15 protein-coding genes and 6 pseudogenes are annotated in these 19552 nt (G+C 57.0%); 6 read left to right on the top strand and 15 right to left on the bottom strand.

The window, feature by feature from the left end; translation table 11 throughout:
* Positions 1–82: 82 nt before the first annotated feature.
* From NKH01_RS31810 to NKH01_RS31745, 15 genes and pseudogenes are all read right to left on the bottom strand, one after another.
* Positions 83–565: a UPF0262 family protein gene (locus NKH01_RS31810; protein ID WP_353024240.1), complete on the bottom strand. Its 483-nt coding sequence runs from the start codon at positions 563–565 to the stop codon at positions 83–85.
* Between the two features lie 649 nt (positions 566–1214).
* Positions 1215–2561 carry an aspartate aminotransferase family protein gene (locus NKH01_RS31805; protein ID WP_353024238.1) on the bottom strand — a complete coding sequence of 449 codons (1347 nt, stop codon included), beginning with the start codon at positions 2559–2561 and terminating at the stop codon, positions 1215–1217.
* Between the two features lie 461 nt (positions 2562–3022).
* A pseudogene (locus NKH01_RS31800) lies at positions 3023–3223 on the bottom strand (IS5/IS1182 family transposase); the annotation flags it as partial.
* A gap of 195 nt (positions 3224–3418) precedes the next feature.
* A pseudogene (locus tag NKH01_RS31795) lies at positions 3419–4591 on the bottom strand (Gfo/Idh/MocA family protein).
* Positions 4570–5648 (bottom strand): annotated as a pseudogene (locus tag NKH01_RS31790) (sugar phosphate isomerase/epimerase family protein). The pseudogenes NKH01_RS31795 and NKH01_RS31790 overlap by 22 nt, the downstream one beginning before the upstream one ends.
* A gap of 393 nt (positions 5649–6041) precedes the next feature.
* On the bottom strand, positions 6042–7070 hold the full coding sequence (locus NKH01_RS31785) for a Gfo/Idh/MocA family protein (protein ID WP_353024236.1): 1029 nt from the start codon (positions 7068–7070) through the stop codon (positions 6042–6044).
* Positions 7071–7191: 121 nt separating this feature from the next.
* Positions 7192–7779 carry a D-sedoheptulose-7-phosphate isomerase gene (locus tag NKH01_RS31780; RefSeq protein WP_353024234.1) on the bottom strand — a complete coding sequence of 196 codons (588 nt, stop codon included), beginning with the start codon at positions 7777–7779 and terminating at the stop codon, positions 7192–7194.
* Positions 7776–8714, bottom strand: coding sequence for an ROK family protein (locus NKH01_RS31775; RefSeq protein WP_353024232.1), 939 nt, complete (start codon positions 8712–8714; stop codon positions 7776–7778). Before NKH01_RS31775 ends, NKH01_RS31780 begins: the two co-directional genes overlap by 4 nt.
* Positions 8704–9288: a DJ-1/PfpI family protein gene (locus NKH01_RS31770; RefSeq protein ID WP_353024230.1), complete on the bottom strand. Its 585-nt coding sequence runs from the start codon at positions 9286–9288 to the stop codon at positions 8704–8706. Before NKH01_RS31770 ends, NKH01_RS31775 begins: the two co-directional genes overlap by 11 nt.
* A 349-nt stretch (positions 9289–9637) precedes the next feature.
* The gene (locus NKH01_RS31765; protein ID WP_353024228.1) at positions 9638–9784 is read right to left on the bottom strand and encodes a hypothetical protein; all 147 of its coding nucleotides are present in this window, start codon (positions 9782–9784) and stop codon (positions 9638–9640) included.
* 68 nt (positions 9785–9852) lie between these two features.
* Entirely contained in the window at positions 9853–10272 is a 420-nt protein-coding gene (locus NKH01_RS31760) for a site-specific integrase (protein WP_353024226.1), read from the bottom strand.
* Positions 10273–10364: 92 nt separating this feature from the next.
* Positions 10365–10581, bottom strand: a pseudogene (locus NKH01_RS31755) (helix-turn-helix domain-containing protein); the annotation flags it as partial.
* An 89-nt stretch (positions 10582–10670) separates the two neighbouring features.
* Positions 10671–11039, bottom strand: coding sequence for a tyrosine-type recombinase/integrase (locus NKH01_RS35390; RefSeq protein ID WP_502912705.1), 369 nt, complete (start codon positions 11037–11039; stop codon positions 10671–10673).
* A 16-nt stretch (positions 11040–11055) separates the two neighbouring features.
* The gene (locus tag NKH01_RS35385) at positions 11056–11304 is read right to left on the bottom strand and encodes a hypothetical protein (protein ID WP_502912706.1); all 249 of its coding nucleotides are present in this window, start codon (positions 11302–11304) and stop codon (positions 11056–11058) included.
* Positions 11305–11357: 53 nt separating this feature from the next.
* Positions 11358–11567, bottom strand: a pseudogene (locus tag NKH01_RS31745) (tyrosine-type recombinase/integrase); the annotation flags it as partial.
* Between the two features lie 169 nt (positions 11568–11736).
* Here NKH01_RS31745 and NKH01_RS31740 point away from each other — a divergent pair.
* From NKH01_RS31740 to NKH01_RS31715, 6 genes and pseudogenes are all read left to right on the top strand, one after another.
* Positions 11737–13377, top strand: a complete 1641-nt coding sequence (locus NKH01_RS31740; protein WP_502912704.1) for a 3-oxoacyl-[acyl-carrier-protein] synthase III C-terminal domain-containing protein — start codon at positions 11737–11739, stop codon at positions 13375–13377.
* Positions 13378–13481: 104 nt separating this feature from the next.
* A pseudogene (locus NKH01_RS35380) lies at positions 13482–13613 on the top strand (IS701 family transposase); the annotation flags it as partial.
* 190 nt (positions 13614–13803) lie between these two features.
* Positions 13804–14499, top strand: a complete 696-nt coding sequence (locus NKH01_RS31730) for a class I SAM-dependent methyltransferase (protein WP_353024224.1) — start codon at positions 13804–13806, stop codon at positions 14497–14499.
* Positions 14496–15497 (top strand): polysaccharide deacetylase family protein, encoded by a 1002-nt coding sequence (locus NKH01_RS31725; RefSeq protein WP_353024221.1) that lies wholly within the window; start codon positions 14496–14498, stop codon positions 15495–15497. Before NKH01_RS31730 ends, NKH01_RS31725 begins: the two co-directional genes overlap by 4 nt.
* Positions 15490–16470, top strand: a complete 981-nt coding sequence (locus NKH01_RS31720; RefSeq protein ID WP_353024219.1) for a glycosyltransferase — start codon at positions 15490–15492, stop codon at positions 16468–16470. Before NKH01_RS31725 ends, NKH01_RS31720 begins: the two co-directional genes overlap by 8 nt.
* Before the next feature lie 8 nt (positions 16471–16478).
* Entirely contained in the window at positions 16479–19460 is a 2982-nt protein-coding gene (locus NKH01_RS31715) for a glycosyltransferase (RefSeq protein ID WP_353024217.1), read from the top strand.
* Positions 19461–19552: the final 92 nt, after the last annotated feature.

Genomic DNA, 19552 nt, shown 5'->3' with positions numbered 1-19552 from the left:
CTCGCGCGCTCGGGGAGCGCAATGACCTTCGGGGTTGAACTTGTTTTCCACACCAGCCTCGTCCTGTGTCGTCATGCTCGCGTCATCCTGCTGGGGCATTTCGCATCAGCGACACGTAGACGAGCGTAAATAGCAAGCGGGCGGTGTTGCCGTCGACAATCACCTTTGTCGAGAGCTGGTTCCTCAGCCACTCGGCAGCGTCATTGTGAAGGGCGCGCCGGTCGATCTCGATTGTCTCGAGTTCGGTGCGGCTGGCTCGAGGCATGGTCTCGTAGTAGTTCTCGCAAGTCAGCACGTAGTGCTTGAGGAGCCGCCGCAGTGGGCTAAGCGACAAATAATGGTTGGCAAGTTGAACACGATTGTGGGTAGCGATGTTGAGCCGCAATTGTCCATCAACTAGCGCCAGCTTGAGACGGTATGGTCCGCTCTCCAGGCCGAGTGGACTGAAAACACTGCTTTGAACAAGTTTGTCCACTGCAAGGGCACGTTCCCGCTCGATGTGCTGGTTACGACTGAACGGACCTTCAAGCGACACCTCGCAAAGACGAGACGGTAAGGTGAGCATCGACGGTTCTCCCTTGTGTCCACTCCCACGCCTGCTTGGTAGGCGAACCGGGCGCGCACGGCATCATTCTCGAACCATTGACTCAGATACCCGTTGGCGCTTTGGGTCATAAGTTCGACGAAATCGAACCGCGTAGTTCTCAAACCAAAAGTTCCGCAAAGAGAACGAGAGCGTTCTGGTTATATCCCTGAGGTTTGAAGCCGCGGGATCAGCCGGAACCTCAGTACCGAGGTGGCTCGTATACACCGCAGGCTTGCTGTGAAGTTCCACGGACTTGGGGCAGGCCTTAGCATCTTTTCTGGAAAACTCGCGAGGCCCGAGAGAGGCGCGCACGGATGCCGCAAACGAGGTGCGACAATAGAAGCTGCGCTGCAGGGCTCTCACCTCGGATCGTGCTCTTCGCCAAGCGGTCGCATGAGAGCTGGTCCTGCGTCCTTTGGAGAGGGATCGTATCGAAGACTCTCGGAGTTTCCTTGGGGCCATGGCAATCCGAACCAGCTCTCCGCTTTTTCTACGCAAACAGGAACGATCTCGCCGGTACGTTGTGCCAGAGTGCTACCTCGTTAAATTGCATTCACTCCGAACTTGAGCATCGCAGATTGGTTTCTGCGATGCCCATTCGAGTTGGAGCATATGCCTTCATCTGCGGTCAGGCAGCCTTGGCGCGAACTTCCATAATGGCTGCATCGATGGACTCACCGAGCAACGCAACGATCGTGTCTAGATTTTCTCCAGTTGCGATCAAAGGCGGGCAAACGACTACGTGGTCTCCCTTGTAACCGTCCACCGTGCCGGTAAGCGCATGTGTAATCAGACCCTTTGCTCGCGCGTTCTGAAACACTCTGGCGCTCAGGGCATTGGAGGCTGCGAATGGAACTTTTGTTTCTCGATCTTCCACAATTTCTATAGTCATCATCATTCCACGACCCCGTATGTCGCCGACGTGCCGGTGTTGAGCGAATCTGTCGTTCAACCCCTTTGAAAGCAACTTTCCAGTTGCTTTCACTTGATCCAGGAACCCGGGGCCACGAAGTATCTTCTGCACGGCGATTGCCGCAGCGCACGCTACGGCGTGTCCGCCGTACGTGTAGCCGCCCTTGTAGGTACCAGAGCCAGAAACTATGGCATCGTAAACCTTTTGATTGACGAGGGTCGCAGCTATTGGCTGGAAGCCAGCAGCAATACCCTTTGCAAAGCAAAGGAAGTCGGGACCCACGCCATCCTGCTCGCAAGCATGCAGCGTCCCGGTGCGGCCCAGGCCACAAAACACCTCATCCAAAATAAGGAGAACACCATACTTGTCGCAGATTTCCCGCACCCGTTTGAAATACCCTGGAACGGCCGGCGTCGTACCGTTCGTAGTTCCTGTCACCGTTTCTGCTACAAATGCCATTACGGTTTCAGGTCCAAGCCCCAGGATGGCCTGCTCTAGCTCGTTAGCGACGCGTAAGCCATATTGCTCAGATGTTTCTCCCTCCAAGCGACCCCTGTATTCGTAGCAAGGCGAAATGTGAAATACATTCTGAAGGACTTCTTCAAATGGGGCGCGACGAGCGAGCTGATATCCAAGGGCAAGGTTAGTCAAGCCGGCACCGTGGTAGCTGTTTCGCCGCCCGATCACCTTTCTTCGCTTGGGTTGGCCAATCTCCACGAAATACTGGAGGGCCATCATAACGGCAGTTTCGACAGCCTCGGACCCGCTGTCAGAAAAGAACACTCGGCTTAGACCTTCCGGAGCGTCCGTGGTTAGAATTGATCCCAGTTCTTCAAGCGGCTCCGACGAGAACATGCCGGAATGAAAGTAGGCAAACTTTCCAATCTGCTCGCGAACAGCTTCAGCGACGGATTCTTGGCTGTGACCAAGGCACGAGACGCAAGCGCCACCCGCGTACGCGTCGATCCACCGCTTGCCCTCCTTGTCGAAAATGTACATGCCTTCGCCTTTGACAGCGATTGGAAGGCTACGGTTCGGAACTCGGTGGAACACACTGCTCATTTAACTCTCCTAGTGTTAGTGAATGGAAGACGCTGTCTATGTCTGACGATGAGGAGGAAGGTCTCTGAAGTGAATATCTGGTCCGCTTTCCAACCGCGATTAGGCGAACATCGTTCTGCTTATAAAGCCTTGGCCGACATGTCAAGGATAAAGATGACAGACGGGAAGACACCAGCTCCCACCTGCCAGTGGAAAAGCTGTCCTTCGCCGGACGAAGTGAGGTGAATTCGTCGATGGGTTGGCTCGACCCAGCATCGGCGATGAAGGCGCTCGCCAGATTGGTCCAACTCATTATCTTTAGTCCCCATAGAGGGTAGGCCAAGCGCCGATCCGGAGAGAAGCAAGCTCCCGCGAAATACATCAGAAGTCGGAGAAGCGAAAAGGAGATAGAAGGCGCTTGACTTCAAACCAGAGAAGCCAGTCGTTCAAGACCACCCAAGTGGCGGGATACCCCAAGGGATATACGGATTGCCCTCGAACGCCTTGGCCGCCAGCACGACGCCCTCGCGGTTGGTTGCCGCGATCCCGACCTTGCAGCCGAATTCGTAAGGGTTGCGGGCTTTGCCCTTCGAGATGCAGACCACCTCGGGTGCGTGCAGGGAGTAGATCTTGTTCCTGTCCTTCGGCTTCTGCGCCAAGAGCCGCTCGACGAGCCCGAGCAACCGGCAGTTTTTCAGGGCGAACTACTTAATCTCCAATGATTTCAACGGTCCCGAAGGACTCGATACCTTCGACACGCATTCCGTGACGAAAGCGTACCCTCTACGGCAATCCCCGTTCAAACACCCCAAAAATCTCACCACCTGTGTGCGCGCTATCGGATTCCTTTCAAGCAAGTTTCGATTCTGGATAGGGCCTTACACGCTGACCCAGGCACCGTCCCTTTTGGAAGAAGTCACACAGCCCTGAACGAACACGACGCCCTTCACGCCGTCATCCAGGTCGGATATATAACGGCCTTGTTGTCGACCGCAACGCCCTGCTTGGCGGCATTGATGGCGTGGGCGGCCTCCGTTAGATCGTTGCAAACGCTTCAAGAAAAGCTTCAGGATGGCCGGAAGGAATGCGAGAAACACGAGCGGCCGAGGGGCTCGAACCCGCGCCGTTTCGGGTAATAAGGCGCTTTGGCTCGCCAAACGGAGCGAACCATAGGTAATTCGGATCGGCTTGCACCCATTCGATGCCGCCCTTGGTGCCGTAGACGCGGATTCTCAGGCCGTTCTCATGGCCGGGCGCTACCTGGCTGCACCAGAGCACGCCCTTGGCACCACCCTCGTACCGCAATATCACATGCGCGTTGTCGTCGAGACGGCGGCCCTCGACAAAACTGTCGAGATCGGCGGCGAGGCTTGTCAAGGTCAAGCCAGTGATGAAGTCGGCAAGGTTATAGGCATGCGTACCGATATCTCCGATCGCACCGCCGGGGCCCGACTGGGCCGGATTGGTGCGCCACATAGCCTGCTTCGCGCCAGTCTGCTCGACCGCTTGGGTCAGCCATTCCTGTGCCTATTCCACTTGCACGACGCGATTTTTCCGAGATCGCCATTCCGAACCATTTCGCGTGCCTGCCGCACCATCGGATAGCCGGTGTAATTGTGGGTGAGGATAAACAGTACACCATTCTCGTCTGCAACCTTTTTCAACTTCTTCGCGTCAGCGAGGTTGGAAGTCAGCGGCTTGTCGCAGATGACATGGATGCCGCGCCGCAGGAATTCCTTGGCTGCATGAAAATGCAAGTGGTTCGGCGTCACGATCGAGACCGCCTCGATGCCGTTCTTCAGCCGCGCCTCGCGGATCGCCATCTCCTTATATGACCCATAGGTACGCGACGGATCAAGTCCAAGCTCGCGTCCAGATACAATCGATTTTTCTTGCGTGGAAGAGAGCGCGCCAGCAACTAGATCGAACCGGTCATCAAGCCGAGCTGCAATACGGTGCACCCCACCGATGAATGCGCCGGCTCCGCCACCCACCATACCGAGCCGGATGCGTGAATTCCGGTTCTCACTTAGGTTACCCTCAATTGCCATGATCGCCCCCCTAAAGGCCCAGCATCCTTAGCTGCTCCGCCACCACCGCTCGTGGCGAAATCGTCGAACGCGTTTTCGGTGACACGGATGATATGGGCCTTGACGAACTCGGCACCTTCGCGCGCGCCGTCTTCGGGATGCTTGAGCGCGCATTCCCATTCGACCACGGCCCAGCCAGCGAAATCATTGGCGGTCATCTTCGAGAACACAGCTCCGAAATCCACCTTGCCATCGCCGAGCGAACGGAAGCGGCCAGCACGATTGACCCAGCTCTGGTGGCCGCCATAGACCCCCTGCCGGCCGGTCGGGTTGAACTCAGCATCCTTGACGTGGAACATCTTGATCCGGTCTTTGTAGATGTCGATGTTGTCGAGATAATCCAGGCACTGCAGCACGTAGTGCGAGGGATCGTAGAGCATGTTGGCGCGGGCATGATTGCCGGTGCGCTCGAGGAACATCTCGTAGGTGATGCCGTCATGCAGGTCTTCGCCTGGATGGATTTCGTAGCAGACGTCGACGCCGCAATCCTCCGCGTGCTCAAGAATCGGCATCCAACGCTTCGCAAGCTCGTCGAAGGCAGTCTCGATAAGGCCCGTCGGCCGTTGCGGCCAAGGATAAAAGTAGGGCCAGGCGAGCGCGCCGGAGAAAGTCCCATGCGCCTTCATGCCGAGATGCTTAGACGCTGTTATCGCCATTTTCACCTGATCGACGGCCCATTCCTGGCGCGCCTTAGGATTCCCGCGTACTTTACTTGCTGCAAAACCGTCGAAACACTCGTCATAAGCAGGGTGCACAGCGACTAACTGGCCCTGCAGATGACTGGAAAGCTCAGTCAACTCAATTCCGTTTTCTCGCGCGACGCCGGCAAATTCGTCGCAATAGTCTTTAGAGCTCGCTGCCTTGCTGAGGTCGCGCCACCGGTCGGCCCAGCTTGGCACTTGCACTCCGACATACCCATTTCGGCCGCCCATTTGGTGATCGCGTCCCAGGAATCGAACGGCGCGCGATCGCTTGTAAACTGGCCAAGAAAGATGGCGGGGCCTTTGATCGTCTTCATGTCCATCCAATCAGTTGTGTGGTCGGGCCGTGGGCCAAAACAAGTCAAAGCTCAACCTCACGTGAAGGCCGGCGTTGCGTGGGTTGATTTTCCATGGCGTCAATATCCCTCGCGGGTAATCTCACACTTCGCGACACGAGAATGTCGAGTGAAGACTAAACCGCTCCGCACGTATTAAAACGTCAGTTGGAGAGCGGCATTTGTTTTCCCAGGATCTACAACCACTGTAGCGCATCGCCTAGGCCGCAGGCCATCCCGACCCCGCCTGTGGCGTGAGACCAGTGTTATTGCCCCCACGCGCCGGCTGCACCTTGCCAGAAATGACCCGTTACGCGCGTCGTCTCGAAGCGGTGAAGTAGGATACCAGAAGGCTCCCTCGGGGGTGCCGTGTCGTCACTCTCGAACTGGCGAAGAGTTTTGAACAAGCTGCGCGGCCCCGCCGGCTCGAGCGGATGCATAGGCGGCATCCATGATCCGCATCATGTCTTCCGCTTCTCGAAGACCGGAAAACGGCTTAACTCCGGCGGCCATCTCCCCCAGGACCTTGTCCACAAAGAGGGGATAAAACAGGTCGGTGTCGAACGGAACCCTGCGGGTCTGAGTCCCAAGTTCGAGTTGATCACGCAATCGGTAGGCAATTTGGTCGTTACCCCCTTGGACGTAAGCTTTTCGGGATCCGATTGTGAACGTAAATTCTCGCTTAATGTCGGCAGCGCTGGGAAATGCGTAGCCTGTTTCCACCACGCCGACCGTTCCGTCCTCACTCCGCATGGTGACGACCGAATGATCCTCGATCTGCTCGCCATGGCACCGTGAGCTCATCATGGCGGAGACAGTCGACACAGGCTTTCCCGTCAACAATAGGAAGAGATCTATGAAGTGTGTCCCGACATTTATAGTCGAGCCGCCGCCGGCAATCGCCGGGTCCGTCATCCAGGACGCTCCAGCGTTTATGTATCGCGACGGCGGACCCACGATAAATCGAACTGCAAAGTTTGTGATATCCGTCGGCAGCGTGCCATTGATCTCCGAAAGCGTGTCCAGCACCTCGCCCATTCGGAAGTTCAGAGGGACGGCGACGTAGACTCCGGCCGCTTCGGCAAGTTTGCGCAATTCTGCTACTTGATCGGCATTCGTGCCGCACGGTTTTTCCAGCGAGAACGGTATGCGGCGCTCAACCAGCAACTTTCCAATTCGCGGCAGCTCAGGGTGGCGGCCGAAAGCAAATACAAAGTCGGGCTGCTCGTTGGCCAACAAATTCTCTACAGAGTTATATTCTTTGCATCCCAAGCGGGTCGCGATCTCCGAGCCTTTTAATCTATCCGAGTCCGAGACAGCGACGACCTCAAGCCCGGGCTGTTCGAGAGCTGGTAAATAAAGAGGTACATGCCAGTGGCTTACTTCAATCAGAGCAATTTTCATCGGAAATAATCCTTTGGGTTCAGAAAGCGTATTGGCCATCAACTGCGGATGATCAGGTCAGCCAGAAAGAGCACTCTTAGGCACGTCTCAGGCGACGGCTGCGGCAGCGGAGGTCATGGTCTCAGCGTCCTGCTTGGCCGGTGATTGCGTCGTAGACGCCCCGAACAATGATGTGGTGGTAGATCACGTGAACATCTTCGATCTGCTCCATCATGTCGAGAGGCACTCGCAAGCAGACATCGCACAGGCCAGCCATGGCTTCCGCCGATGGTCTAGCGCTGGTGAAGCCGATGACCATCGCGCCACGAGATTTTGCAAACTCCAGTGCTCGGAGCACGTTTGGCGAGCCGCCAGAGCCGCTGATGCCGATGACCACGTCTTTGGGGCGAAGGAGATTGGCCAACTGCTCTTTGAATACATCCTCGTAACCGATGTCATTGCCAATGGCTGTCAGCCAAGCGCAATTATCGTTGAGGCTCTGAATTCGGAGACGCTTGCGCCCACCGAAGCCATCATCTGCAATTAGCAATTTTCCGGCATCTGTAGCCATATGGCTGGCCAGCGCTGCCGAAGCGCCGTTTCCGAAGGCGAATATCTGGCGTTCCTCGCGAAACGCGGTCTCGAACGCTTCGATTGCACGGCTGACCGCAGCAAAGTCCGTACGCCCCAAGGCGCCTTGGACTGTGTTAACATATTCAATTGGTTTCATTGCGCGAAATCTACCCTTTTCGAAATTGCCAGAAGCCCGGCGCCTATCAGCGCTGCTTCCGAACCAAGCGTTGTCCTCGCCACCTGCGGCAAATGCTCGGGCAAAGTGATCGCGTGCTCTAAAACTTCCCGTTCCAGTCGAGTGATATCTAGGCTGTCGGCCACCCCGCCACCGATTACGATCATGTCCAGGTCGAGCAGGTTAACCGCATGCGAAAGCGCGAGGCCGATATGGCAATGCACTGCGTCAACGATCTCTATTGCTCGCGCGTCTCCACTATCGGCTAAGTCAAAGACTTCACGCCCACCCGCAACGGCGAGCCCGCGTTCGATGGCTGCTGCATGAATTGCGGTGCCGGACGCCACCGCCTGGAGACAGCCGATGCGGCCGCAACCGCATCTTGGTCCGGTAACGGCGACTGCCACATGACCGACTTCACCAGCAAGTGAGCGAGCGCCTTCGAACAGACGTCCATTCAGTACCAGCGCGCCTCCAATGCCGGTCGAGACCGTGACCCACAGGAAGTTCGAACAATACCTTGCGATGCCATAGCGCTGCTCCGCTAAGGCACAGGCGTTGACGTCATTTCCAATCGATGCTGGAAGTCCGACAGCGGTCGACAGCATTGCGGCGAAGGGTACATCGCGCCAACCCTGTGTCGGGGCAAAGCGTAGAATGCCGGTTTCCGTGTCAGCTGGGCCTGGCACCGTGGCACCCACCCCAACTAATGACAGTAGGTTGAGTTCCAGGCGCCCCGAGAGGGCTGTGAGTGCTTTGGCCGCGGCCTCGGCAACCTCAGCTGGTCCATCACTAGCAGTAGCGAACTGAGTGCTCCCGAGGACGTGTCCGGCAGTATCGACAAAGCCGACTGCGACCTTCGTACCACCGAAGTCGACTGCCGCAGCGATTGGCAAATGTGAGGCCTCATGCAGCATCGCGCTGCTGCATTGCTTGGCGCTCCGCCTCTAGCAGGCCGATCCAGGCTTTCATGTAAAGGTGGTGATAGTTCCAGTACATAGCACTAACGAGATGGCCGTCGACGCAGAACGGCGCATCTTCGTAGATCCCGCCGCAGACTTCCAAATCAAACCGACATTTAGGCACGCAGCTCATTCGGCGCCCTTTAACGCAGCCTGCCCTCGCCGGAATTTCAACCCCATGGCAAACACTGGCAACGGGCTTGTTGTGTTCAAAGAAATACTGAGTGACGCGGATGAGGTCAGGATCTTCCCGGATATACTCCGGCGCACGACCGCCGCTAAAAAAGATTCCAGCATACTCTGCAGGATCAATGTCGCGGAATGCAATTTCAGCATCGATCTTGTAGCCCTCCCACTCCCGCGTAATATCCCATCCGGCGGTATGTTCGTGCATAACCATGTTGTAGCGACGTCGCTCTGGACCGGCGACTACGGCCTGAAAGCCTTCCTCCTGCACTCGCAGGAAAGGGTAAAGCGTGTCCACCGTTTCGGTAGCATCGCCAATTACGATCAGGACCTTATGCAGCATGCTGCTCTCCTTGTGTTACACGAACGACGTTCTATTTATAGCCATCCGACCCATGTGTGTCAACGAGAGCTCCGCAAGAATGGCCGGATTTTGAAAAGCGGGAATTTTGTTCACCCGACGGAGCACCCTATACGCCGACTAGGCGAAGGGATCCTCCGAAGACGGCGACGCCCAGGTGATCGAAACGCGTATCCATCGGTGAAGACCGCAGACGTGCGTATCCGGCGGCCATGAGCACCTGACACTGCGGTGCTGGGGTCAAGCTTTAGATGGGGAGACTCGATGATATTCTTCGAGGAGGAGTTTGACCTCCTCGATGCCTTCATCGGTGAAGGCCAAGATTCCGTCGTCATCGTTGGCGCGCCGTAGACCCAGATGACGCCGTCCTCGGCTCGAGACCGAGGGTCAGGTCCTGGATGAGCGCTTCGGCGCTGACATCGAGGTCCCTGGCGACATGTTCGACGGTGTAGACGTGATGCACCTTATTGCGCTGCATGATCAGGCCGCCGCTGGTTGGGTCCGCAGTTTTGCGGATCTCCAATTGCGCAATGCGGTGGTGATGATCTACGCGCGCCGCATGTTGAGGCGCGAAACCTTCTGTTGCACGAACTGGGTCACATCGACAGCCCGCAATTGTGCGAGCGAGACCTCGCCACTGCCGAAGCGGAAGTTGAGGAAATCTCGGACGATTGGCCGGTAATTTATGACCGTCTCAAGAGCTAGCGCACGGGCGTCTCGCAAATAGCCCTCGTATGCCAGCACATGTTGTTCTACTGGCGACAGGTCGTACTCGACCTTTCTCTCTTCAGCGATAGCATTCTGGCTCCGTAGAAAAATCAATAAATGTCGAAGAGCCGCCTTATCTCCAAGCTTTGGCCGCCGATCATGCGCTCGTGCCAGCAAATAGCGCCGAGGATGCTCTTCACTTATGTCGCTGAGCTCAATTCCCTTTTGCCAGATCCACTTGCTGAAGTCTGCAGCCATCCGCACTTGATTCCTCAAGGAAACAAGGGCGTAGCCTCGGCCGACGAGCCAATCAGCAAACGAAACAATATAACTCGCGACAGGCCCTTCAGGAGGCCGGGACAACGCGTGACCCGTTCGCGATAGGCTGTGAAGGGATCGATCACCGCCTGACGCGGCTTGCGCGGTCCGTAGGCCGGAGCCTCGAGCCCGCGCAATGTATTTGCGCACCGTCTTGCGGTCGATCCCGCTCTCCCTGGCGATCGCCGACACCGACAGGCCCTGCCGATGCAAATCCAGTATCATCATCATCTCCCCGATCTTGATCACCGAAATCCCTCTCCCGACCATCAGGAGAAGCATCATCGATCACGCGCCGCCGGTCTCCCGGAGCGCGCTCCGGAAGACCGGCGACAGCGCTAAACTGGGGAAGATTCAAACGGCACTTCTGGGGAGTATTGAGCCGGCATCGACACCCGCTTCCTGGGCTCGTTGAGCCAGCCCCGAAGGGCTTGCTGTGCAACCTTGGTGAGCGGCGTACTTCGCTCCTTGCGGCCCTTGCCAACGCATCGCACGTGGGCACCGTGCCCCAGCATCACCGAGTCACGGTCGAGATCGATGATCTCCGAGACCCGCAACCCCGTTTGTGCGGCCAGCAAGAGCAGAGTGTGATCACGCCGTCCCAGCCATGTGCTGCGATCCGGACAGGCCAGGATCGCTTCAATCTCGGGCCTGGTGAGAAACTGAAGCTGTCGCTTGTCGCATCGCTTGCTCGGGATCGCGAGCACGCGTTGAATCTGGGCGCTATGGGCCGGCTCCTCGAACGACGCATATCTGAAGAAAGACCGAATGGCGGAGATTACGGGTCCTCACTGAGGCGGATCGCTGTGTCTCGAGGTCCTCCAGGAATGCGCCGATGAAAGGCGCGTTCAAATCCCGCAGCGTCAACTGCGACGGAGACCTGCCAAGGCGTGTCTGCGCGAATGCAAACAGGAGCCGGAAGGTGTCGCGATAGGAGGCGATGGTGTTGGAGCTTACGCCTCGATGTCTCATGAGCCGATCGGTGAACCACCGCTCGATCAGCACGGCCAGATCGTTCGAGGCACTCATGAGCAAACCTCCCACCGCTTATCCAGCAGTCGCGCGGCATGGGTCATTAGCTCCGGCGCGGCGGATAGATACCAGTAGGTGTCGCGAACATTGGCGTGGCCGAGAAAGGTCGAGAGGACCGGCAGTTCCCGCTCGACATCTTCGCCCGCACGATACCAGTTGGTCAGGGTCTGGACGGCGAAACGGTGACGATAATTCCGGGTTCGGAATTAGCGGCATAACTCAGAGTGCCGGATTATTCCGAGTGACGCCATCGCTGCGGCGTAATTTCTAATGATTGCAAGTAATTGGATCAGCGTCAGCCGTTGATTGCTCGGCATTATTCGGCTGCTCTTTCTGAGCGTGGACTTTCCCACGCTACAGGGCGACAGACGAATGCTTGATCTGAATGAGGCGCCACACAAAGATCGCTGGATAGGCCGATTGGAGAGCCACCAGGATGGCTTCGAGGCTCTGCTTGATGGCCAGGGATACGCCAAAGCGACTGTTCAGGAGAAGATGAAGCTCCTGCCCGGTTTCAGCGCTTGGCTGGCGAGGCAGGATGTTCCACTGGACTTGCTCGGGGAAGAGCACGCAGATCGATTTCTGACGGAACTTGGTCTGCGCCCGAGGCGTGGCGATGCTTGGACCGTTCGGCAGTTGGTACGATATCTGCGCGACACGGGCGGCGTGCCGGTGCCGCTGCCAGAGTTCGATACGAGCACCAAGGGTAAGCTGATCGACGCATTAGGGGAATTCCTGCGCACCGAGCGTGGTCTCTCGGCATCGACATTGACGAACTATCTGCCAATTGTTCGTGGGTTCCTGGACGAACAGTTTGGGGGCAACGATCCGGATTTTGACCGCCTGCGAGTGGGCGACGTTCATCGGTTCATCGTGCGGCGAGCCCAGGCCGGTTCGCCCGGCCGCGCCAAGTTGGCGGTCACGGCGCTGCGTTCGTTTCTGCGCTTCCTCCAGCAACGCGGGTTGCTTGCCGCCGATCTCGCTGTCGCGGTGCCTGGGATCGCCAACTGGCGCTTGGCACACCTGCCGAAGGCGCTGCCTGCCGAACAGGTCAAACGGCTCCTTGCGTCTTGCGACAGGAGAATATCGGCCGGCCGCAGGGACTACGCGGTTCTGATGCTGCTCGCGCGCCTCGGCTTGCGGGGTGGCGAAGTCTCAGCCCTGACTCTGGACGATCTCGACTGGAATTGCGGCGAGATCGTCGTGCATGGCAAGGGTCAACGGCTGGCGCGGCTGCCACTGCCGGCGGATGTCGGTGCCGCCTTGGTCGACTATCTGCGGCAGGATCGGCCTGCTTGCTCAACACGCCGCGTCTTCATTCGCATAAAGGCGCCCAGACGGAATTTTGTCAGCCCGTCGACTATTTTCTGCATCGTCCATCGTGCGCTCAAGCGCGCCGGTCTGACGCCGGCGTTCAAGGGTGCGCACCTGTTGCGTCACTCTCTCGCCACCGACCTGCTGCGCCGCGGCGACCTCCCTCCGCCGGCATCACATTGGGATCGGTTCGCGGATGCTGCCGGGGCTCTGGTCCTGGCACCATCGTCCGAACCCGACCATGGAATTCTTGGCGCCTCACTCGCCAGCGAGGGAGCAGGATATGGCCTGATCCAGATCCCGGCCGGCGGCAGCAGCCGTCCTTTCTCACAAGAGCTTGACATTGCCGAAACGCAAATGACGATCGCCGACGGGCGCGCCGTGTTCGCAACGGCCGTCGAGATGATGGCGCGCTGTTCGGCTGAGGCGATGGCAGCGGCGAACATTCCGGTCCAAGCCCTGGACCGCTTTGTCCCCCATCAGGCCAACATTCGCATCATCGATACCGTGGCCGACAGGCTCGGGATCGACAACGCCAAAGTGGTGGAAAGCGTTGCCGCGTTCGGCAACTCGTCCGCCGCCACAATCCAGCTGTCGCTGTCTCTGGCTCATCAAGCCAAACCGCTAAAACTCGGGGAGAAGCTTCTGCTCGCGGCCGCCGGTGCGGGCCTCACCGGCGCACTCGTCGTGGGCGTCTAGGCTTAATCAGACAGACGGTGTCATGGCTGAAGCGGAAGCCGAGGCTGGGCGCGGAGCGGTCGGGGTGCACAGCGCCCGGCCTCGGCGTTCAACGGGGACCAGCTACGATCGGCCAGTTGGTCGACGCCGCCAAGCTGCGTTGGCGGATCGAGCGAGACTATTAGGAACTTAAACAGGAGCTGGAACTGGGCCAGTACGAAGCTCGAGGGTGGCATGACCTCCACCACCGTCCCAGTCGCGTCGCCTTATGTCTGACAATGTCGGACATCGACATAGTGGATGTCGCGGCATCACATTGTTCCACATGAATTTTCTTTTGGCACGGTATCTGCAACGCTAAACGCACATGGGCCAGGATAGTGTCTCATCGACAGGTGGGCACAACCCCACCAGAGGTCCACTCATTCGACGAAGAAGGAAGCAGAAATGGATAAGTTGGCGGAGCATCGCATCAGGCGCCCGTCAAGTCGGCACCGCCCGAGCGCCCGGTTCGGCGACCTCGAGCGTACCTTGCCCTTCAGCACGGAGTTCGGTTTTGATCGCGGCAAGCCAGTGGACCGCCGCTATGTCGAGACTTTCCTCGCGTCCTGTTCGTTGAACATATCCGGAATGGTCCTGGAGATTGGCGACAACGCCTATACGATGCGTTTCGGAGGCAATCGGGTTACCACAAGCGATGTTCTGAACCGTTATGACGGCCGCCCGTTGACAACCTTCGTGGGTGATCTGGCGAATAGCGATGATCTACCGTCCGAGACTTTCGATTGTGTCGTACTCACCCAGACCCTGCACCTTGTTTTCGATCTACCCGCTGCGGTCGCAACCCTGTGGCGGATCCTGAAGCCGGGAGGCGTGCTCCTGATTACAGTGCCTTGGGTCAGCCCGATTGACAGGGGAGAATGGAGCGGGAGCTGGTACTGGTCGATTACTTCGGCTGCCCTGAGGCGACTTCTGTCGGATAGATTCGGGGCAAAGAACGTCGAAGTCAGTCACTATGGAAGCGCGTATTCTGCTACCGGCTTCCTCTACGGCCTGGCAGAACATGAGCTGAATTCGGCATTACTTGATGTGAATGACCCCAACTGTCCGGTAATAGTCGCGGCGCGGGCTTTCAGGCGATGAGCGGCGCCGTGACTGCGCGTCAAACTGTCAGCAAACTCCTGCGACGCGGGCGTCTGATTGCCCGCTTCAATCGACCTATCGTGCTGATGTATCACCGCGTCGGAGCACCGCTCGTCGATCCTTGGGAACTTGCGGTTTCGCCGCAAAATTTCGCACGCCAGATCGAAGTCTTGACGAAAGCGCGTGACATTGTTCCCCTGCATTGGTTGGCGCAACGGCTTCGCGAGGGACGGCTACCGAGAAATGCGGTGGCAATCACCTTTGACGACGGCTACGCGGATGTCCTCCAAAACGCCGTGCCGACCATGCGGCGTATGAACTGTCCTGCAACTGTGTTCGTCACCACCCATGCGATCACCGATCCGTCGGTGTTCTGGTGGGATATTCTATCCCGCATCATTTTGGAAATGCCAGCTGTCCCGAATGCTCTGGCGATCGAGATCGCTGGTCAAAACTATGACTGGCGTGTGAGTGAGGACGCAATGCAGGCGGACCCTAACAACGCGGTCAACCGCATGACGCTCCATTTCGACTTGCACGCACTGCTGAAGCCGTTGAGAGCACCCGAACGCGAGAAGGCGCTGGAGCGGCTGGCAAGATGGGCAGGAACCGACGCCAGTCCCCGAGAGCGCGATCGCGCCATGACGCATTCGGAGTTGCGCCAGCTCGCCGACATCGATGGCGTTTCGATCGGCGCCCACACCTGTACGCACCCATCCTTGCCGCTACTGAAACGGGACGATCTTAAACGCGAGATTTCAGGCAGCCGCCAAAAATGCGAGGAGATTACAGGACGGCGGGTGGTGGGATTCGCATATCCGTTTGGAGATTTCGATGGCAGCACCGCCAACGCCGTAAGGTCTGCCGGCATGGACTATGCAGTAACCACCCTGCCACGTGAAGCTGGGCCTCGCGTCGACCCATTCCGATTGCCGCGCGTTGCGGTCGCCGATTGGGGTGAAGCTGACTTTCGGCGCATGGTGCTATGCCATGGCTGACAATTCAGGCGGACAGCCGCGTGTCACGGAAATTATAGTCGTGTTCAACGGCGAGAGGTATCTCCGGGAGGCAGTTGACAGCATTGTAGGTCAAAGCTTCGTCGACTGGGAACTCCTCGTTGTCGACGATGGCTCGACTGACCAGTCGTCCGCCATCATACGCGGCTATGAGCAGCCCCTGCCGGGCAAGGTTCGGCTATTGGCTCATCACGACAACCGCAATCATGGTATCAGTGCCTCGCGCAACCGTGGGCTGGCGGAGGCGCGCGGCGCCTATGTCGCGTTTCTCGACGCAGACGTGCGCAGGCCTGCCGGATCCGAGCGTGGCGCTGCGGCAGCGAGAAACGCCGGAATAGAGGCCGGCAGCGGCGATTTCCTTGCCTTCCTGGATGCAGACGATCTGTACGAACCGCATATGCTCGAGACGGTTCTGGCGGCAGCCGATGCCAACCCGGAAGCCGCAATGATCTTCGGGCCGACGAGATGGTGGTATCCAGACGGTGAGAGCCCCGACTGGATCGAGCCGATGGACGGGCTTGCCGGCCGTTTGCATCAACCTCCGTGGCTTCTAAGTCGTCTTCTGCTTATGCAGGATGGTCACGTTCCGTGCACCTGTTCCGTGCTCGTGCGCCGGAATGCCATCGAACTTGTCGCCGGCTTCGAGGAACGCTTCCGGCTCTACGAGGACCAGGCACTGTGGGTTAAGCTGTTTTTGCGCTACCCGGCCTATGTGACGCCAATCTGTCTTTCGCGTTATCGGCAGCACTCCGGCTCGGTGTCGGCGGATGCGGCCAAGCGTGGCCTTTATGATCGCACGGGTTTGCATCCGGCCCGCGCGCCCTTTCTCGATTGGCTCACCGAATACGTGGTCAAAAGCGGGATAGATCGGGAGCGTCAGAACGTCTCGGCCGCTGCGATCTTAACATTATCGTGGCTCACACTCCACGATAGTCTGAAAACCGACGCTTGGTGAAGAGGCCGATGGACAACCAATTTAATTTTCCTAATCGCGATATCGAGGCAGCGCCGTTCTCCGGCATCGATTTTTCTGCAAGCATTATGCTCGCAACGCCGGCTACAAATTTCGGATGTCATTCCGCAGCTCGACGCATCTGCGAGATTTTCAGTGACACGTCAAAGTCGCCTGTCGTCTGGCAAGCAGACGTGTACCATCACGCTCGACTGTTGGCCCACGCGCATGGCATCTCAAACATTATCGACATCGGATGTGGAAATGGGGACAAGCTCGCACATCATTTTCCAGTCGAGTCGTTCTTGACGATTGGCGCAGATTTCCTCGATTCCCTTGTGGCCGCGAAAGAAGCGTACCCAGATCGCCAGTGGATCGAGTGTGATATTACCCAGTATGCCGATTTGCGTAGAGTTTTCGACTCGCTGTCGGAACACCTGCCAGCCGTCGTAATTGCGAGCGATGTCATCGAACATCTCGCAGATGTAAGGCCGCTCTTGAGCGAGATACGAAGGCTATTGGCACACAATGAACGAAGCCGCTTCGTAGTCTCCACTCCGGATAGGGCACGCTTGGAGAAGGCTGAAATCGAAGGGCTGCCAGATAACCGAGCCCATATTAGAGAATGGAATTTGGAAGAGCTTGTCACTTTGTTCATGTCCGCTGGGTTCTGCGTTGATCGCTGCGGATGGACCAGAAAGAACCAGTTTGACGAGACATTTTCGACATCTTACCTGGAGCTTTCCTTCTCACGAGAGCGCTATCTTGAATGGCTCGTTGATGAGGGGCTAATTTTTTTCAGGCGCGAGCCCCAACACCTTCTGATAACAACGGAATTCCAAGAAGTTGGCGGTTGGGGCGGGATAGGCACTGTTGTTGAGCAGCAGCGCAAGGCTTATGGTTCTGAAGTTACCCTCGTTGTCCACGTGGGTGCGCATTCCCCTTCTCGTCTTCTAAAACGAAGAAAGCGGTTGACGACACCAACCGATCTATTCAGTGACGAGCCAACATTAGGCCTGCCTACCGAGGATCTGGCTCTCGAGGCTGTCCGGCAGCTTCTATTCTTTTTTCCCGATTTGCTTACGGTTCAGTACCAGGACTGTCACGGAATAGGCTGCCGAATAGCCCAAGCAGGGCGTGCGGCCCTTTTCCCACCATCTTTCAGAACCGTCGTCCATTGTCACGGAGCGGTGCACTACCTTGAAAATGGGATGCAATCATGGATTGGGGCGCCAGCTGATCTCAGCGCCGTGCGGGAGAAGGTGGCAATAGAATGCTCAGATACTGTTGTCGTTCCGAGTAACTTCTTAAAGAATCTATATAACGAGGCAGGCATATTGGGATCGCATGAGGACGTGCGACTAATCGGCTATCCATATGATTTTTCGTCGACGAAAGATCACCAGATTGGACCTATCGATAAGTTGATATTTGTCGGAAAGCGGATATCCATAAAAGGGATTCATTTATTTCTTGAAGCAATTCTATCATCGTCGGGCGATCTTTTGTCATCTGGCGTGACGACTATCATGCTCGTCGGTCCGAAATCTGGCGAGGAGGATTCGGCGTCGCCTCTGATCGAACGCGTTCGTGCTGTCTTCAATGTAGAAGAATACACCGAAATACATCACCACGACCTGCCTAGGTTTTCAAGTAAGCATGTTCAGAGTGCATTGTTCATTCTTCCTTATCTGGCCGACAACCAGCCATTAACGGTGTTTGACGTGATCAACCTTGGTGCGCTGCCCTTAATGGTCAACGCTGGCGGGATTCCAGAGATGCTGCCGCACCAGTGGGCAGCACATGTTCTCTCCAAACCAACATCGGACGCGCTCGGCAGCCGTATCCTCAAAATGGTCAACGCTTCCTCGGAAGAACAGTCGACCTTGGCGCGGCAACTGAAGGTCGGAGTTGTACGACACCAGGTTGACATTGTGCAATCTTTGAAGGAAGTGTGTAAACCTAAAATGTCCGCTGGATCGATATCACGCGGAACCTTAACTACCACTGTGGTGGTGCCGTATTTTAACACAGAGATCAAATATATACAAGACCTAGTGTGGGCTCTAAAGAATCAAACGCTACGACCAAACAAAGTATTATTTGTTGACGATTGCTCTAGCGTGGACTGCAGCAACGCCTTGGAGAAATGTCTTAAAGGGTCACTAACTTTGCCGTGGTCGATAATTAGACACGATAAAAATAAAGGACTGGCAGGAGCTAGAAATTCAGCTCTGTCGGCGGCTACGACAGATCTGTTGATCAACATTGATTCTGACGACGTTCCGCTGAATGAATTCGTCAGGGATTTGGTCAACTGCTTTCTATCCGATCCAACCGCGTCCGCAGTCGTTCCGTTCTTGGAGGCTTTCGAAGACGGAGAGAACTTCGAGCGCGAGCAAGCGAAGAGCTACGTTTACCGGCCCCTTGGGGATGGCCTCGTCCCCGCCTTGACCGACAATATCCTAGGTCACGCCAACGCTGGGTTTCGGGTTGATAGAATCAGAGCTGTGGGGGGATGGGACGAATTGGATAAATCAAAATACGAAGATTGGGCACTCTATATGCGTCTGATTTCTAGCGGTGAGCGTATCGGAGTCGTGCCGCGGGTCAGTTGCCTGTACCGAGTTCGTAGTTCCTCGATGGTGAGGACGTACGCTAAGTGGCCTGGCCAGCGCCGGGTTGCTCGCAACGTTCGGGGTATCCAGCGCTTCGATGCTTTTCGCCTTGCAGCTCAGGCTTACGGCTATGTTGATGAACGGAACCAGCGAAACGAGCTTCATTCGCGAATCGACGGTCTTAATGCCCAAATCGCAGCTCTGCACCAGGAGCGGAATTCATTGCTCGACGCCTTAGCTGCTCATCGAATGAGGTTATCCGCGCGCATCGCCGACGCCATGGCCAGACGAATTCGGCCTTTTCCAATGCTGTCCGGGATCGTATCTCGAATAGGCGCGGCTGCTCGACGTGCGATGGATCGACGGCACAACTGAAATCGTTCGTAAGCGCGATTTTCCCTGCACGTTGACGCCGGCGCTTTCGACGGATGGCCTTCGAATTGGGAACGGTATCTGGTCTGATCAGA

Origin of the sequence: Mesorhizobium sp. M1403 (genome assembly GCF_040317695.1) — a bacterium.
Classification (GTDB): domain Bacteria; phylum Pseudomonadota; class Alphaproteobacteria; order Rhizobiales; family Rhizobiaceae; genus Mesorhizobium.
Note: the sequence above shows the minus strand (reverse complement) of the source record. Positions and strands in the feature narration are given on the sequence as shown.

Excerpts from the sequence above, each read along its gene's own strand:
- NKH01_RS31810 (WP_353024240.1), bottom strand. The coding sequence starts at position 565 with ATGCTCACCTTACCGTCTCGTCTTTGCGAGGTGTCGCTTGAAGGTCCG.
- NKH01_RS31720 (WP_353024219.1), top strand. The coding sequence starts at position 15,490 with ATGGCTGACAATTCAGGCGGACAGCCGCGTGTCACGGAAATTATAGTC.
- NKH01_RS31785 (WP_353024236.1), bottom strand. The coding sequence starts at position 7,070 with ATGAAAATTGCTCTGATTGAAGTAAGCCACTGGCATGTACCTCTTTAT.
- NKH01_RS31775 (WP_353024232.1), bottom strand. The coding sequence starts at position 8,714 with ATGCTGCATGAGGCCTCACATTTGCCAATCGCTGCGGCAGTCGACTTC.
- NKH01_RS31715 (WP_353024217.1), top strand. The coding sequence starts at position 16,479 with ATGGACAACCAATTTAATTTTCCTAATCGCGATATCGAGGCAGCGCCG.
- NKH01_RS31760 (WP_353024226.1), bottom strand. The coding sequence starts at position 10,272 with ATGGCTGCAGACTTCAGCAAGTGGATCTGGCAAAAGGGAATTGAGCTC.
- NKH01_RS31740 (WP_502912704.1), top strand. The coding sequence starts at position 11,737 with ATGCTTGATCTGAATGAGGCGCCACACAAAGATCGCTGGATAGGCCGA.
- NKH01_RS31730 (WP_353024224.1), top strand. The coding sequence starts at position 13,804 with ATGGATAAGTTGGCGGAGCATCGCATCAGGCGCCCGTCAAGTCGGCAC.
- NKH01_RS31725 (WP_353024221.1), top strand. The coding sequence starts at position 14,496 with ATGAGCGGCGCCGTGACTGCGCGTCAAACTGTCAGCAAACTCCTGCGA.
- NKH01_RS31765 (WP_353024228.1), bottom strand. The coding sequence starts at position 9,784 with ATGCAGCGCAATAAGGTGCATCACGTCTACACCGTCGAACATGTCGCC.
- NKH01_RS31770 (WP_353024230.1), bottom strand. The coding sequence starts at position 9,288 with ATGCTGCATAAGGTCCTGATCGTAATTGGCGATGCTACCGAAACGGTG.
- NKH01_RS31805 (WP_353024238.1), bottom strand. The coding sequence starts at position 2,561 with ATGAGCAGTGTGTTCCACCGAGTTCCGAACCGTAGCCTTCCAATCGCT.
- NKH01_RS31780 (WP_353024234.1), bottom strand. The coding sequence starts at position 7,779 with ATGAAACCAATTGAATATGTTAACACAGTCCAAGGCGCCTTGGGGCGT.
- NKH01_RS35385 (WP_502912706.1), bottom strand. The coding sequence starts at position 11,304 with ATGAGACATCGAGGCGTAAGCTCCAACACCATCGCCTCCTATCGCGAC.